At 60.7% G+C, this 14,922-nt stretch carries 16 protein-coding genes; 6 read left to right on the top strand and 10 right to left on the bottom strand.

The genetic code is table 11. The features are described from left to right. The first annotated feature begins 57 nt into the window (after nt 1-57). The 3 genes from AAXE93_RS03030 to AAXE93_RS03020 all read left to right on the top strand — a co-directional run bounded on the left by AAXE93_RS03030 (nt 58) and on the right by AAXE93_RS03020 (nt 2,199). Nucleotides 58-1,083 (top strand): rod shape-determining protein, encoded by a 1,026-nt coding sequence (locus AAXE93_RS03030; protein WP_390127995.1) that lies wholly within the window; start codon nt 58-60, stop codon nt 1,081-1,083. Between the two features lie 93 nt (nt 1,084-1,176). After that, nucleotides 1,177-1,494 (top strand): hypothetical protein, encoded by a 318-nt coding sequence (locus AAXE93_RS03025; protein WP_390127993.1) that lies wholly within the window; start codon nt 1,177-1,179, stop codon nt 1,492-1,494. A gap of 420 nt (nt 1,495-1,914) precedes the next feature. Then, nucleotides 1,915-2,199 (top strand): hypothetical protein, encoded by a 285-nt coding sequence (locus tag AAXE93_RS03020; RefSeq protein ID WP_390127991.1) that lies wholly within the window; start codon nt 1,915-1,917, stop codon nt 2,197-2,199. 224 nt (nt 2,200-2,423) lie between these two features. Here the strand turns inward: AAXE93_RS03020 and AAXE93_RS03015 are convergent, their stop codons facing one another. The 4 genes from AAXE93_RS03015 to AAXE93_RS03000 are packed head-to-tail and all read right to left on the bottom strand — an operon-like array spanning nt 2,424 to nt 5,619. Next, nucleotides 2,424-2,663, bottom strand: a complete 240-nt coding sequence (locus AAXE93_RS03015; protein ID WP_390127989.1) for a TIGR03643 family protein — start codon at nt 2,661-2,663, stop codon at nt 2,424-2,426. A gap of 37 nt (nt 2,664-2,700) precedes the next feature. Further along, a complete protein-coding gene (locus AAXE93_RS03010; protein ID WP_390127987.1) occupies nt 2,701-3,588 on the bottom strand; it encodes an N-acetylmuramoyl-L-alanine amidase in 888 nt (295 codons plus the stop codon). Next, nucleotides 3,570-5,267, bottom strand: a complete 1,698-nt coding sequence (locus tag AAXE93_RS03005) for a M61 family metallopeptidase (RefSeq protein WP_390127985.1) — start codon at nt 5,265-5,267, stop codon at nt 3,570-3,572. The genes AAXE93_RS03010 and AAXE93_RS03005 overlap by 19 nt, the downstream gene beginning before the upstream one ends. A 1-nt stretch (nt 5,268) precedes the next feature. After that, a complete protein-coding gene (locus AAXE93_RS03000) occupies nt 5,269-5,619 on the bottom strand; it encodes a DUF1257 domain-containing protein (RefSeq protein WP_390127983.1) in 351 nt (116 codons plus the stop codon). 72 nt (nt 5,620-5,691) lie between these two features. On the opposite strand from AAXE93_RS03000, the gene purN reads away from it, so the two are divergent. After that, nucleotides 5,692-6,252, top strand: a complete 561-nt coding sequence (gene purN, locus AAXE93_RS02995; protein ID WP_390127981.1) for a phosphoribosylglycinamide formyltransferase — start codon at nt 5,692-5,694, stop codon at nt 6,250-6,252. Here purN and argC read toward each other — a convergent pair. After that, nucleotides 6,243-7,316: an N-acetyl-gamma-glutamyl-phosphate reductase gene (gene argC / locus AAXE93_RS02990; protein WP_390128668.1), complete on the bottom strand. Its 1,074-nt coding sequence runs from the start codon at nt 7,314-7,316 to the stop codon at nt 6,243-6,245. The genes purN and argC overlap by 10 nt on opposite strands. Nucleotides 7,317-7,453: 137 nt before the next feature. Between argC and ribBA the strand changes: the two genes are divergently transcribed. Beyond that, entirely contained in the window at nt 7,454-9,049 is a 1,596-nt protein-coding gene (gene ribBA, locus AAXE93_RS02985; RefSeq protein ID WP_390128666.1) for a bifunctional 3,4-dihydroxy-2-butanone-4-phosphate synthase/GTP cyclohydrolase II, read from the top strand. Here ribBA and AAXE93_RS02980 read toward each other — a convergent pair whose 3' ends face one another. After that, the gene (locus AAXE93_RS02980; RefSeq protein ID WP_114989232.1) at nt 9,050-9,493 is read right to left on the bottom strand and encodes a peptidylprolyl isomerase; all 444 of its coding nucleotides are present in this window, start codon (nt 9,491-9,493) and stop codon (nt 9,050-9,052) included. Here AAXE93_RS02980 and mtnP point away from each other — a divergent pair. Then, entirely contained in the window at nt 9,492-10,442 is a 951-nt protein-coding gene (gene mtnP, locus AAXE93_RS02975) for an S-methyl-5'-thioadenosine phosphorylase (RefSeq protein WP_390127977.1), read from the top strand. The genes AAXE93_RS02980 and mtnP overlap by 2 nt on opposite strands. On the opposite strand, the gene murQ is transcribed toward mtnP, so the two are convergent. The 4 genes from murQ to dnaK are packed head-to-tail and all read right to left on the bottom strand — an operon-like array spanning nt 10,424 to nt 14,805. After that, on the bottom strand, nt 10,424-11,374 hold the full coding sequence (murQ, locus tag AAXE93_RS02970; protein ID WP_390127975.1) for an N-acetylmuramic acid 6-phosphate etherase: 951 nt from the start codon (nt 11,372-11,374) through the stop codon (nt 10,424-10,426). The two genes, mtnP and murQ, sit on opposite strands and share 19 nt — an antisense overlap. Nucleotides 11,375-11,377: 3 nt before the next feature. Further along, the gene (locus AAXE93_RS02965; RefSeq protein ID WP_390127973.1) at nt 11,378-11,836 is read right to left on the bottom strand and encodes a DUF3110 domain-containing protein; all 459 of its coding nucleotides are present in this window, start codon (nt 11,834-11,836) and stop codon (nt 11,378-11,380) included. Between the two features lie 43 nt (nt 11,837-11,879). Continuing rightward, nucleotides 11,880-12,830, bottom strand: a complete 951-nt coding sequence (locus tag AAXE93_RS02960) for a DnaJ domain-containing protein (RefSeq protein WP_390127970.1) — start codon at nt 12,828-12,830, stop codon at nt 11,880-11,882. Then, nucleotides 12,814-14,805, bottom strand: a complete 1,992-nt coding sequence (gene dnaK / locus AAXE93_RS02955) for a molecular chaperone DnaK (protein ID WP_390127968.1) — start codon at nt 14,803-14,805, stop codon at nt 12,814-12,816. Before dnaK ends, AAXE93_RS02960 begins: the two co-directional genes overlap by 17 nt. Nucleotides 14,806-14,922 lie beyond the last annotated feature (117 nt).

The following is a 14,922-nucleotide window of genomic DNA, read 5'->3' as shown; positions in this document are numbered from 1 at the left end:
GCCGATGGGAGTAAAAACTCAAACTGGGCATGTTCGAAATGGACACACAAACCTCAAATGTTCGGCATTTTCCGCAAGCCCCCTTCGATCGGCATTGACCTCGGCACAGCCAATACTTTGATGTACCTTTCGGGGCAGGGAATCGTCCTTGACCAGCCATCTGTTGTCGCCATCAACAAGAAGAGTGGTGAACTACTCAAGGCAGGAAAACCCGCTAAACAAATGATAGGAAAAACGCCTGAAAATATTGAAACAGTAAGACCTGTACGAGACGGTGTTATTGCAAATAAAGCAGCAACAGATTTGATGATGCAGTCATTCATGAAAAACAGTAATACACAAAATGCGAATGCTCCTCGCATGGTGATCGGAGTTCCCTCATGTATCACCGATATTGAAAGACTTGCCGTTCGCGAAGCAGGAATACTGGCCTCACGTGAAGTTCACCTGATTGATGAGACGGTTGCAGCAGCGATTGGCGCAGGATTGCCGATCAATGAACCAACGGGCAGCATGATCGTGGATATTGGTGGTGGGACAACAGATGTAGCCGTTCTCAGCCTTGGTGCTCCGGTTACAAGTGAGTCGGTACGAGTGGCAGGCGATGAGATCACTGAAAGCATTGCTGCATACCTAAAGCAGAAATATTCATTGGTCGTGGGTGAAACAACCTCTGAAGACATCAAATTGACCATTGGATCAGCGCACCGTGGCGCATCTGGAGAAGTCAATCAAATCGAAGTGTGCGGCTTGAACTGCCAAACAGGATTACCCCAAAGCGTAACCGTCACCTCTGGAGAAATATGCGAAGCGATTCAGGAACCACTGCGATTTATCAATGATGCGATCAAGAAAGTTCTCGACAATGTCCCTCCAGAACTGGCTGCCGACGTCTACACCAATGGCATTGTTCTCGCTGGAGGGGGTGCACTTATCCCAGGCATCAGCGAGTTGATAACTGAAAGCACAGGCCTTCGGACCATGGTGGCAAATGATCCGCTTCACTGCGTCGTGAATGGATGCGGAGAAGTAGTGGAGAATTGGGAGGAATACAAAAACTGTGTATCGCAACAAGAAGCATAGGTAGATCAACAAATTCAAACCATATAAACGACGAGCCGGCATGAGCCGGCTTTTTTCTTGCATGCAAAAAATTAAGTGTGTTAAGCCTATGGCATGGACAACGCACGAGCAGCAGAACTAAGAGCCATCCTCGACCTTCTTGATCGGGCAGTTTGTCAGCCAAATGGGGTGGCACATGCTTTCTGGGGTTTTCAATTGATAACCAAGATCAAAGAAAATGAGATGACACCCCAAAGCATTAAAGCCTCCTGCGAGTTTGTGCGATCACATCATGCTATGGCCACATACATAAAAGAAGCAGACAGCATAATTGAAGCATGGAACCGCTATTTATTCTTATGCGATACCGCTAATAACTTGCTTGCATGGGGCCAAGAAATGAATATCATCAAACTAAACAAGAAGCTCTAACACATCTTTGTAAAAAGCAAACCCAAGCAAATACCAAAGGTTCAAGCTACTATAAGAACTTTCCAGCCTCCATCCAACCCATCAAGGCTTACCCAAGCCCCGCCATGGTTTTGCGCTAAGGATATTCTTATCAGGCAGCATACGACCCATCTTGGAATAACATTTCTGCCACAATTATTTTCTTCAACTCCAACAAAGACGATCGGCAGTGTTCGACTCATAAATATATATTCACTTTAATATTATTACCTTGGACCCTGCTTTATCTCTAAAAAGCGCTCTACAGCAAAGGCAGGAAGAGAACGCAGATTGCCAAAAAATTTCATTTTCTTGCAAAACCTCCAATACATCAACGCTTAGCGGAGAGCAGACCCAGCATCGAGAGAAGACTTCGAGCCCCAGCAAATGAGGCCTCCACTGTTGGTATTGCTGCTGAACCTGCCAACGCTTCCTTTGGCCGCTTCTGAGGTGTCAGCACAAGCCGAACATGCGATGCTCAGATACCACAATCATCTCGAAGAATTTTCAAAGACCGGCAGTCTTGATAATTACAAAATGGCTTGCCTAGAATTGAGAATGGCCTCTTCACGTTTAAACCATAAACTAAACAAGCTTGAGGCGAGCTCTTCAAGCAGCAAATCTTTCCTGGTAAAGGATAAAATCATGAATACACTTGCCGGTGGATGCAAGCCCTACGGGCTTTAGCCGACAACGATCAACTCAGCAAAAAGCACAGCAAAGAAATACTTTACTTGATTTTTTCTAAAGCATATTTGCCGAGCCATTCCTGTAATGCACAACAGTCCTTCAGCTTTAACTACCAATGAGAATCTATCAAAAACGATCTAATACTTTATTTAGGTAGATAAATAGCTCCGCATCTCCCCCGTGCAGAATTCAGAGCTGCGCTGAACCGAATCGGGGTCCATTCACTTGTGGCAGCTCGCCCGGAATCGATCGGAGCGGCTGGTGGCGGCATGTTTGGTTTTGCGGCCGCTCACCCGCTTGCGCCAAAGCTTGAACGATGACGCTTTCATCTCTTGCCGCATCACTGCGATCACCTGCGGCTCGGAGAGTCCGAATTGAAACTCGATCGCCTCGAAGGGCGTTCGGTCTTCCCAGGCCATTTCGATAATGCGATCAAGATCCTCGCTGGGGAGCGTTATCACCGACGCAGTACACAGGAATGCGAACGCTAACGACGCATCAGCTCACGCAGAGGTCGCCGAGGGCCGCCAGCCGCGTTTGAAGTTTCGACCAGTCAAAACTGCGGGGATCATCCCGTTCTCCGCCCAGATCCACATGGCGATGGGTGGTGATCGCCGCTGGCGGCAGATTGAAGGAGCGGATCCAACCCGACAACACCAGGGCCAGCGCGTCGTATTGCTTGGAGGTGTAGCCAACGTGTGAACGGTTGGCATTCGCGCCTGATGGTGGTGTCTCCAAGGTCAGATGCAGAGCAAAGTTGTTAATGGAGCCCTTGAGCTTCTTGTTGGTGATCGCCCACTCCCCCAGAAAGGCCGAAAAACCTGCGCCATAGGCCCGGCTCAAGGGATCCACCAGATCCAGAACGCGTCCGTCCTGGCCCACCAGGGTGTGATAACTCACCTGATCCTCATCGCGGGGGTGGGGCGTCATGAAGGTGTTCAGAGCGGAGCTCAAGGAGTAGACGGTTTCGTGAAGCACCACCACCCTCGGCGTGGCGTCGATCAAACGGCCGTAGGCGTCCTTGTCGTAGCGCTCACCAAAATTGGTGGGATCGATCTTCACGAACGTCCGCCAGGAACCCGAACGGGCATCGAGCTGGTTCAAACGCGACCGCAACGCCCTGTCCACACCCGAACACTGCCGGGCCAGGGGCGAGCGCCAAGAGCGCGACTTCGGCGGTAACGGCACCGAAGCGGAGGGGTTGTCCTCCCGTTGGCGACCACGCTCCATCCCCACAGAAGAGAGCTTCCCTTGCTCCATCAACGACCAGCTGGTCAGCCCCAGAGCCAACGTCCCCGCTGCAGCAACGGCGATGGAGAGCGGACGGTGCTGTTCAACGCGGTTCCACACACCGGTGCAGAAACGGCTTAAACGATCTCGAACCATCGATCCCGCAACTGCCGTTGTTCCGTTGTGCACCCAGGATCCCAATCCAACGTCCAATGGTCCACACCCGCATCAGGGAAAAGCTGGGTCTCCTTGAGCAGGCTGCGTCGTGAGTAGGTGACGCGCACACACTCCTGTTTCTCAAGCAGAACTGCGAGGTCACTGCTGCGACGCACCCGATAGCCATTGATCGCCAACAGCTCATCACCCACCACAAGCCCTGCCTGTTGTCCGGGACTGTCACGCCGCACCCGCTGAATCAAAGCGGCGCCCTCAGCATCCTTGAGGGTGAGTCCATGATCGGGATGCTTGAGCGGCACAGGGTCCATGCGCAGCCCCAGAGCCTTCACGCAATCAAGCAGGGGAACGGCCTCGGGCAGGTCAAGCCATTGATCCAGATCCGAGGCAAGATCGCGATCCCATCGAGCCACAGCCGCCTTGATGTGATCACGGCTGTAGCCACGGGCCTGACGGCCGGGGCCCTGCCACAACTCCCGCAGGATCGCGGCCATGGAGTGGCCGCCCTGCCGCAGGCGCACGTCGAGGCAGAAGGCCACCGCCGCACCGAGGCGGTAGTAGCTGATCTGGCTGTCACGTGAGGCTGGCGTCGCTTTGTAAAGCTTGATCCACGCCTCACGGGCACTGGCCGCCAACGACTGGATCGAACAACCGGGTGACATCAGCACGCTGGACAGCTCTTCCCCCAGATCCTTGAGCAGGATCGTTCTATCCGAACATCCCGCCAGCAGGGGCAGGCTGAGGTCGAAATAGCTGGTGATTCCCTCGGCGAACCAGAGGCCTTCGGTGATCACCGCCTGCCCGTAGTCGTAGGGGCGAAGCTCAACGGGCCGCAGCCGCCGCACATTCCACTGGTGCAGGTATTCATGGCCGATCAGCTGCAACAGCTGCCGGTACCCCTTGGGCTTGGCCAGAGCCGACCAGCTGAACTGCAGTACAGCACTGTGGTCGTGTTCCAGGCCGCCGTAACCCTGATCGAGCAGTTGCAGCACCAGTTGGTAGCGGTCCTCCGCCGGGGGAGGGGTTCCCAGCAAGCGACAGGTGGCACTGCACACCTTCTCGATGTCGCTGATGAAGTTCGGCGGCCAACCCATCGGCGGCGTGCCGATCAGCAACAGCTCATGGGTCTTGCCCTCCACCATGAAGGGTTCTGCCTGAAACGGCCCCGCATGCAGCGGGCTGTCCACGAGGGCATCGAAATCGGCAGCGACCCAGCCCTCAGCGCTGGGCTCCAGCGGCAGATGCACACTCCAGTGCTCCGGAGCCGTGACGGCAACGTGGTGTGGTGACCAGCGGCAGCCGTCGATGTCCATCGCCACAGCAGCGAGGCAGAGCGACGCGAAATCAGGATCCAGCAACCCGGTGCGGACGGTGAGATCCCGGGCTTCCAGCTGATAGTTGAGCGTGAGCGGGCTCAGGTCCGGCAGATCACAGAGCCACTGGTGCGGCGCCATGCGACGCACCTGCAGCTCCTCGCCGTTGGCCAGCAGCTGCAGGCTGTGCAAGTGCTGAGCGTGATCACGAACCGTGTACGACCCCGGTGTCCACACCGGCAGTTGGAAGGTCTGGCGTTGGGTCTGCGGTGTCCACTGGATGGACACCGCAATGGTCTGTGTTTCGGGATGGCTCAGATCGAGCCGGATCTGAACCGGTTCGAACACGTCAGTGGGTCTGCAGGATCAGCTCAGCGGAACCCATGCCACCAAGGCGCACCTCGTCCATGGCGTGGAGCAGGGCATAGCGGCGCGTCACCCGTTGCAAGCGCTGTTCAAGACCGGGCTGTCGGCTGATCCGTTGAATGTCGCCATGCATCACGATTAATCCGTCCTCCCGCTGGGTCCAGCCCAGGGTCATGGCTGAGCCCTGAAACCCGAGCACATCCACGGCATGGGAGTCGTCCGCGAATCCCTGCAATTTTGTCGATCGCTCCACCGTGAAGCCCTCATCACAAAGGGCCTGAGCCAGACGCTCGAGGTCGGTGAAGACAGTCGGCAGGATGGAGAGATGGGACATGGACCGAACCCCGCTTTGACTGACCCTAGCCACAACAATCGAGCTGACCAGGCCCCGCTGCAGCTGGGGGTGATGGCATCCGGAAGCGGCAGCAACTTCGAGGCCCTGGCCCAGGCCATTCAGACGGGGACTCTCAACGCGCGGATCCAGCGGCTGGTGGTGAACAATCCGGGCTGTGGTGCCCAGCAGCGGGCGGAGCGTCTCGGCATCCCGGTGTCGGTGCTCGACCATCGCCTGATCAAGGACCGGCGCGAGCTGGACGGCGAACTGGTGCGCCTGTTTCGCGCCGACCAGGTGGAACTGGTGGTGATGGCGGGGTGGATGCGGATCGTCACCGAAGTGCTGATCAGCGGCTATTCCAATCGCCTGATCAACATCCACCCCTCACTGCTGCCCAGCTTCCGTGGCCTGGATGCAATCGGGCAGGCCCTAGAGGCCGGGGTGAAGGTCACCGGCTGCACGGTGCACATCGTCACCGAGGAACTGGATGCCGGTCCGATCCTGGCCCAGGCGGCTGTTCCTGTTCTCGATGGGGATGACCACGCCAGGCTCGCCCAACGAATTCAGCAGCAGGAACACCTGCTCCTGCCCAGGGCACTGGCTGAGCTGAAGCCCACCTGGCGTCAGGGATAGAAGGACTGCAAGGGCAGCCCCGTCTCCGGAGCGAGGCCCGCCATCAGATTGAGGCACTGCACGCCCTGCCCGGCCTGACCCTTGATCAGGTTGTCGATGGCACTCATCAGCACCAGCTGGCCGGTGCGGGTGTCCACCTGAACCGACAGCAGGGCACGGTTGGTGTGGCGCACCCACTTGGTGGCGGGATAGGTGCCCACCGGCAGAACCTGAACACAGGGGTGGTGGCGGTAGATCGCCTCCAGAACCGTGGTGCAATCCTCGGCGGTGAGACCGGGGTCGCGCAGGCGGGCATACACCGTTGACAGAAGACCGCGCACCATCGGAACCAGATGCGGCGTGAACTGAAGCCGCACCTCCTGGCCAGCCACCTCCATCGCCATCTGCTCGATCTCAGACGTGTGGCGATGGCCGATCACGCCATAGGGCGCGATGGATTCCGAGGCCTCCGCCAGCAGCATCGCCTCCTTCGGCACGCGCCCTCCGCCGGAGGTGCCCGTCTTGGCATCAATGATGATGCCGCTGGTCTCGATCAGGCCCTGCTTGAGGAACGGCAGCAGGGGCAGCAGGCTGGCGGTGGGGAAGCAACCCGGAGCGGCAACAAGCTTCGCGTCAGCGATGGCAGGGCCGTTCCATTCCGGCAGGCCGTAGACGGCACTGCTGCAGAGCTCAGCGTCCTGACGGTTGAGGGAGCCGGCCTCCTTGGCGTACACCTGCAGCCACTGCTCTAGGGAGCGGTAGCGGAAGTCGGCGGAGAGGTCCACCACTCGCACACCCCGCTCCAGCAGTTGCGGTGCCAACTGACAGGCCAGGCCGTTGGGGAGGCTCAGAACAGCAAAATCGGAACAGGCAGCAATCCGATCCGGATCCGCTGATTCCACCGTTGGGTCATCCGGCAGGGGCAGGAAGGAGCAGACGGAGCTCCAGCGTTGGCCAGCACTGCGTTCACCGCCAAGAAAACTCACAGACAGGCAGGGGTGGCCCTGGAGCAGACGGATGGTCTGCAGGCCGCCGTAGCCGGAGGCGCCGATCACAGCAACCCGTCCGCCCTTCACCGTTGCCATCGCTTCAACCGCCGACGTTGTCCTGCCTGCCATTGAACCAACCAGCCAACGGTCGATCGTACAGAGATCAATAATGAAGTCATCTCCCGGCGACCAGGCTCCTGAACCCCAGTTCCCTTGACCCCGCGAACGAACCGATCGCGTTTGATGCCATCAGCGACGCCCTGGCGGCGATCCGCAATGGGGAATGCGTTGTCGTGGTGGACGACGAACAACGGGAGAACGAAGGCGATCTGATCTGCGCGGCCCAGTTCGCCACCCCGGAAGCGATCAACTTCATGGCCACCGAGGCACGGGGCCTGATCTGTCTGGCCATGGAGGGGGAGCGGCTGGACGAACTGGATCTGCCGCTGATGGTGGACCGCAACACCGATGCCAACGAAACGGCCTTCACCGTGAGCATCGATGCCGGCATCGAGCATGGGGTGACCACCGGCATCTCCGCCGAAGACCGCGCCGCCACGATTCAGGTCGCCCTCAACCCAGCCACACGGCCAGCCGAACTGCGTCGCCCTGGGCACATCTTTCCCCTGCGCGCCCGCCCCGGCGGCGTGCTCAAACGGGCCGGTCACACCGAAGCCGCCGTGGATCTGGCTCAGCTGGCGGGCCTCAGCCCCTCCGGAGTGATCTGTGAAATCCAGAACAGCGATGGCTCCATGGCCCGCTTGCCGGAGCTGCGCAGTTACGCCGATTGCTGGGGGCTGAAGCTGATCAGCATTGCTGACCTGATCCGCTACCGGCTGGAGAACGAGCGCTTCGTTCGCCGCATGGCCCAGGCCCAGATGCCCAGCCGCTTCGGCAGCTTTCAGGCGGTGGGCTACCGCAACGAACTGGATGGCTCCGAACACGTTGCCCTGATCAAGGGTGATCCAAATGCCCTGAGCGAACCCGTGCTGGTGCGCATGCATTCAGAATGCCTCACCGGCGATGCCTTCGGCTCACTGCGCTGCGACTGCCGTCCCCAGCTGGAGGCGGCCCTGCGCCATATCGAAGCGGAAGGCGAGGGAGTGGTTGTTTATCTGCGCCAGGAAGGGCGGGGCATCGGCCTGATCAACAAGTTGAAGGCCTACAGCCTCCAGGAAGCCGGGCTCGACACCGTTGAAGCCAACGAGCGGCTTGGCTTCCCGGCGGATCTGCGCAACTACGGCGTCGGCGCACAGATCCTCTCCGACCTCGGCATCCACCGGCTGCGGTTGCTCACCAACAACCCCCGCAAGATCGCCGGCCTCGGCGGCTATGGCCTGCAGGTGGAGGAGCGGGTGCCGCTTGTGATGGACCCCGGTGCCCACAACGCCGACTACCTGGCAGCCAAGCGGGAGAAGCTCGGGCATCTGTTCGAATCCGAGAGTCCCTGTGTGGTGCTGGCCCTGGCGGTGAACGTGGGCCCCGAAAGCTGGCCCACAATTCGCCAGGAAGTGGAGGCCATCGCCCAGCGCCATGGCTTCAGCCTTGAGGCCCTGCATGAACCCCGCTTGTTAGCGCTGTGGGATCGACCGCAATTCGTCTGGAAACTGATTCCCGACGGCGCCGATGCAACCCCCCTGCTCAAGAGCCTGGCGGCCCTAGCGGCGACCGAGCGGCTGGGTCTGATGCGCGTTCCCACGGAGCGGATGGCATTGCACCCGCCCCAGACCCTTGAACGGGTGGAGCATCAACTCAATGAGTTGATCAACTTGAGCAGTGACGGACTGCTCGAAAACGGCCCGTCACTGCTGCATTGGACCCGGAGCTGATCAGCCTTCCTGGATCGTCACTTTGTTGATCTTGGAGCCGTTGGCCAGCTTCAGCACCACATCCATGTTGCCGGTGTGGCCGAACACGGTGTGCACGCCATCGAGGTGAGGCTGGGCCTCATGGCAGATGTAGAACTGTGAGCCACCGGTGTTGCGACCGGCATGGGCCATGGCCAGGGTGCCGGCCTGGTGCTTCTGCTGGTTGATCTCGCAATCGATCTGGTAGCCGGGGCCGCCGGTACCGGCCATACCGCGGGCGCCTTCACGGCTGTTGGGGCATCCCCCCTGGGCCATGAAGCCGGGGATGACGCGGTGAAAAGCCAGACCGTCGTAAAAGCCATCCTTGGCCAGCTTCACGAAGTTGGCGACGGTGTTCGGGGCATCGGCTTCGAACAGCTCGAGCTCGATCAGGCCTGCTTCAGTGTCCATCAAGGCCTTGGTCATGGTGGCGCGAGCAAAATTGGAGTGTAAAGAGACGCCGACCATGCCCGACCTCTCCCAAGCCCGCGTCGGTGTGATTGGCGGCAGCGGCCTCTATTCGATCCCCGGCTTGCGCCAGGTGGAGGAACGCACGGTCGACACACCCTTCGGGGCACCATCCGATCAACTGCGCCTGGGAGAGCTCGAGGGCGTCGAAACCGTCTTCCTGGCCCGCCACGGCCGCCATCACCATCTGCTTCCCAGTGAAGTGCCCTACCGGGCCAACATCTGGGCGATGCGTTCACTGGGGGTGCGCTGGCTGATCTCGCTCTCGGCGGTGGGGTCGCTGCAGGAGCATCTGCAGCCGCGCGACATGGTCGTGCCCGATCAATTCATCGACCGCACCCGTGACCGGCCCGCCAGTTTCTTCGGCGACGGCTGCGTGGCCCACGTGAGCCTTGCGGACCCCTTCTGCCCCAATTTGAGTGCCCTGTTGGCCGATGCCGCCGAACAGGGTTTGCCGGAGGGTCGACGGCTGCACCGGGGTGGCACCTATCTCTGCATGGAGGGCCCCGCCTTCTCCACCCGGGCCGAAAGCAAGCTCTACCGCTCCTGGGATTGTTCGGTGATCGGGATGACCAATCACACCGAAGCCCGTCTGGCCCGGGAAGCCGAAGTGGCCTATGCCTCCCTGAGCATGGTCACCGACTTCGACTGCTGGCATGAGGATCACGACGCCGTCTCGGTGGAGATGGTGATCGGCAACCTTCAGGCCAATGCCTCAGCTACCGAACCGATCCTGAGTGGATTGATGCAGCGGCTCAAACAGGACCCTCCCGCCTCGCCGGCCCACACAGCCCTCGCCAACGCCCTGATCACCCCAAAAGATCAAGTCACGGAACAGACCCGGTCCAACCTTGATCTGTTCACCACCCCCTACTGGGGACCGTTCGATCAGGCTTCCGCCAGCTGAGCGCCGCAGGCGGCCAAGGCAGGCCGCAGCTGTTGGTTGTGCTGCTGCAGAAGAGATTTGGCCTGGTCCACCGACAAGGCTGCAGCGGCCATCAACAGGGCGAGTTTCACCGATCCGCCGGCCTCCTCCAGCAGCGTCAGCCCCCGCTCCCGCTCCACACCGGCAAGATCCCGCAGGATCCGCAAGGACCGGTCCACCAGCTTGCTGTTGCTGGCGGCCACATCCACCATGCGGTTGCCGTAGACCTTGCCCAGCTTCACCATCACGGCTGTGGAGAGGGTGTTCAAGGCCAGTTTTGTGGCGGTTCCAGCCTTCATCCGGGTGGATCCCGTCAGCAGCTCAGGGCCCGTGAGCAGGCGGATGTCGATGTCGCAGGGCAGGGGCGCCTGCTCCGTAGGAACACAGGCCATGGCGATGGCGAGGGCTCCGATGCTTTTGGCGAACGCCAGCCCACCGCGCACGTAGGGGGTGGTTCCGCCTGCGGCGATGCCCACCAGGCAATCCTTGGCGCAGAAGCCCCTCTCCTCGAGATCGGCACTTCCGGCGGCCTCAATGTCCTCAAGCCCTTCCGAGCTGCGCAGCAACGCGGCGGAGCCACCGGCGAGAACCCCCTGAACCTGTTGGGGATCACTGCAGAAGGTGGGCGGACATTCCGCGGCATCCAACACCCCCAGCCGTCCGGAGGTGCCAGCACCCAGATAGAAGAGCCGGCCTCCGGCACGGAGGCGCTCGGCAACGGCATCAACCGCCTGGGCTAGCGCCGGGGCCACCGCGGCGACAGCTTCCTGGGGGCGACGATCCTCGTCTGCAAACAACTCCACCAGCGCCAGGGTGTCGAGCTGATCCAGGCGTGAACTGCGCCGGTTGCTCTGCTCGGTGAGCAGGTGGCCGCGGTCGCTGGAGGGCTGCAGATCGGGGTCGAACACGGCCATGGCTCAGAGCAGACCCTCCAGGCGCCGACGCAGCTCATCCAGTTCAGGATTCGATTCCGGTTCGGTCTCCAGTCCCTGGCGCGCGGGCTCCACGCCCTGCTGCTCTGCCACACCGCCGTCAGAAACAGCCTCATTCGAAACCGCGTCGTCCTTCCAGTTGCTCACATCGCGGTTGCTCTGGGGCGGCGCCATGAACAGACGCTCCTCGTCATTGCTGGGCACAAAGCCCGACTCGATCAGCCGGGCCTCGTAGCCGGCCTCACGGCAGAACAGATCAACATCTTCCCGATCGAGGGCCTCCACCGTCGGAACCGGAAAGTCCTGGGCCTCCAGAAGACCGGCATAACGCTCAGCATCGTCGGGGTTCTCAAACAGCAGAACCACGGTTCGTCCGGCGATTTCAAGCGAGTGGATGCCTTCGCTATCCGTACCGGCATCAAAGAGCAGGACGTGGACGCGCATCGGGAAAACCGTCAGATCAACCGGTCCGGAGTCTCACCCATCGTCAACCACCCTGCTCGGATTCGCTCGCCAGTTCCTGAAGACGTCGGTAGAGGGCCCGTTCCGCATCACCCAGATCGGACGGAATCACCACAACGATCTCCACCAACTGATCACCCCGCTCGTCATCCAGCTGCAGCCCGCGCCCCCGCAGCCGCAGCAAACGTCCACTGGATGAGCCTGGAGGAACCTGCAGCGTCACAGGGCCATCCAGGGTCGGCACATCCACAGCGCAACCGAGGGCTGCATCCGGTGGAAACAGCATCAGCTTGTAGAGCACCCGCAGACCATCAATCCGCAAGCCGTCATCGGTCACGACCCGGAGCTGCAGGAAATGATCGCGGCCGCCGGGGGCAACGCCCTCAAGCCGCAGACGCCAGCCATCCCCAGCAAAGGGGGGCGTGTTCAGCTCGATCACGGTGCCGTCATCGAGCGTCAGTTCCACAACGGTTCCCTGGAGAGCCTGATCCGGGGTGAGATGAACCACCGACTCGAGATCTTCCACGGCACGCACCGGCGGCGGCGGCGGCGGTGCCGACACCGGAGGTTGATGGCCTCTGGTGTCACCACGGCTGGCGTCATCACCACTGGCGTCATCACCGCGGAAGGGGGATTCAGGCTCGTCCTCAACCTCAACGGAGGAACGTCCTGTTCCACCGCCGAAGATCACATCGAGGTAATCCTCAAAATCAGGGAAGCCCTGGGCAAAGGGATCGGCAACATCCGCACGGGAGCCACCACCCCGCTGCCAGGCCTCACGCCGGCGTGGATCGCTGAGCACCGCATAGGCCTCATTCACCAGCTTGAAGCGCTCTTCAGCAACGGGATCGTTGCTGTTGAGATCGGGGTGCCAGCGGCGCGCCTCCCGGCGAAAGGCCCGTTTCAGTTGCTGATCGGTGCAGTCGGAATCAACCCCCAGCAGAGACCAGTAATCAGGCTCAGCGGTAGATGTCATCGTCCCAAGGTGCAGGGTCACGCCGGCTTAAACCACGGCCACGGTCACCCGGACGGCTGGGGGGACCCCAGGGGTCGTCGTCCCAGTCATCGGCAAACAGCTCATCCTTGAGGGAGCCCAGGGTGTTGCGGATTCCCTGAAGCGGGCTGCCATCGGCCTGACGTTCCGCCGACAGCCGGCGGTTCAGCCCGAACAACGCCTCCTCGAGACCACTCACGCAGAGATCAAGCTCCTGGAGGTCGTCATTGGCGAGGCAGTCCTGCACGTCACGCATGGCCATTTCAACGGCGCGTTGCTGCCGTTCAGCGCCATAAGGCCCCAGCTCAAGTGAGGCATCCCGCAGCCGCCGTTCCGCCTGGGCAAGCAAGGTCTGAGCCCGGTTGCGGCGCTCGATTTGGTTGCGTTTGCGCCTGTCCTCATCAGCCCTCGCCTCCGCTTCCGCCAGCAGAGCGGTCACATCCTCCTCATTTAGGTTCGAGCCGCCCTGAATCGACACCGACTGCTTGCGGCCGGTGGTGCGATCGGTGGCACTGACCTGCAGCAGGCCATTGGCATCGATGTCGAAGGCCACCTGCACCTGCGGCACCCCCCGCGGAGCCGGTGGAATCCCGGAGAGCCGGAAACGTCCGAGGGATTTGTTATCCGTCGCCATCTGGCGCTCCCCTTGCCAGACATGGATTTCAACGGACGACTGATTGGCTTCCGAGGTGCTGAACACATCGGACTGACGCACGGGGATCGGTGTGTTGCGGGGAATCAGCACCTTCATCAATCCGCCGATCGTCTCCAGTCCCAACGACAGGGGGGTGACGTCGTTGAGCAGCAGATCCCTGAGTTCACCGGTGAGGATTCCGGCCTGTACAGCAGCACCGATGGACACCACCTCATCGGGATTCACCGATTGGCAGGGATCGATCGGCACGAGGGTGCGCACCAATTGCTGAACCATCGGCATCCGCGTGGCACCACCCACCAGAACGACGTCATCGATATCGTCAGCCGACCAGCCTGAGTCACGCAGCGCTGCCTGGACAGGACTCAGCAGACGATCCAGCAGATCGGGGCAGAGCCCTTCGAAGGTGGCCCGGTCCAGGCGAGTTTCGATGTGCAGCGGACCATCGCTGCCGGTGGCAATGAAGGGAAGCGAAATCGGGGTGCTCAGCACGCCAGAGAGTTCCTGCTTCGCCTTCTCAGCCGCTTCCGTCAACCGCTGCAGGGCCTGGCGATCGCGGCGCAGATCAACCTTGTGCTCCTCTTCAAAGGCATCGGCAAGCCAGTTGACGATGCGTTGATCGAAATCGTTGCCGCCGAGTTGCGTGTCACCGTTCGTCGCCTTGACGTCAAAAACGCCGTTGGCGATGCGCAGCAGCGACACGTCAAAGGTGCCGCCACCAAGGTCGAAGACCAGGACCCGTTTGACGGCGCTGCGGTCAAAGCCATAGGCCAGAGCAGCTGCAGTGGGCTCATTGAGGATGCGCTCCACCGAGATGCCCGCCAGCCGTCCGGCGTCACGGGTGGCCTGGCGCTGTGCGTCGTTGAAGTAAGCGGGCACGGTCACCACCGCCGCTTCCACCGGTTCACCCAGATAAGTGGATGCGTCATCGACAAGCTTGCGAATGATGCTGGCCACCAGTTCTTCGGGCGCGTATTCCCGCTCGGTCACCGGACAGGGCACCCGAACCTGCCCCTGGTCGTTGGCACGCACCGTGTAGGGAACCGACAGGCTGCTGTCCTCCAGTTCGTCCCAGTCCCGGCCGACGAACCGCTTCAGGTTGGAGAAGGTGTTGCGGGGGCTGAGCACCAGCTGGCGCCGGGCCAGCTGACCCACCAACAGTTCCTGATCCTTGGTGTATCCGACAACGGATGGGGTGGTTCGGCCGCCCTCGGCATTGGCGATCACGTGGGGACGACCTGCCTCCAGCACAGCGACAACCGAATTGGTGGTCCCCAGATCGATTCCGACGATCCGCCCCATATCCCTGAAAACTTGATCCCCACGCTAACGGCAGGTTCAAACCGGCTCCAGTCCCTCCCTTAAGCGGTTGTTAATGCCCCAAAACGGTTCGGGTCATACGTTGTAAGGGCGCGCCAT

It is taken from the genome of Synechococcus sp. HIMB2401, from assembly GCF_042883245.1.
Classification (GTDB): domain Bacteria; phylum Cyanobacteriota; class Cyanobacteriia; order PCC-6307; family Cyanobiaceae; genus Parasynechococcus.
This window is presented reverse-complemented; position numbering and strand designations above follow the sequence as displayed.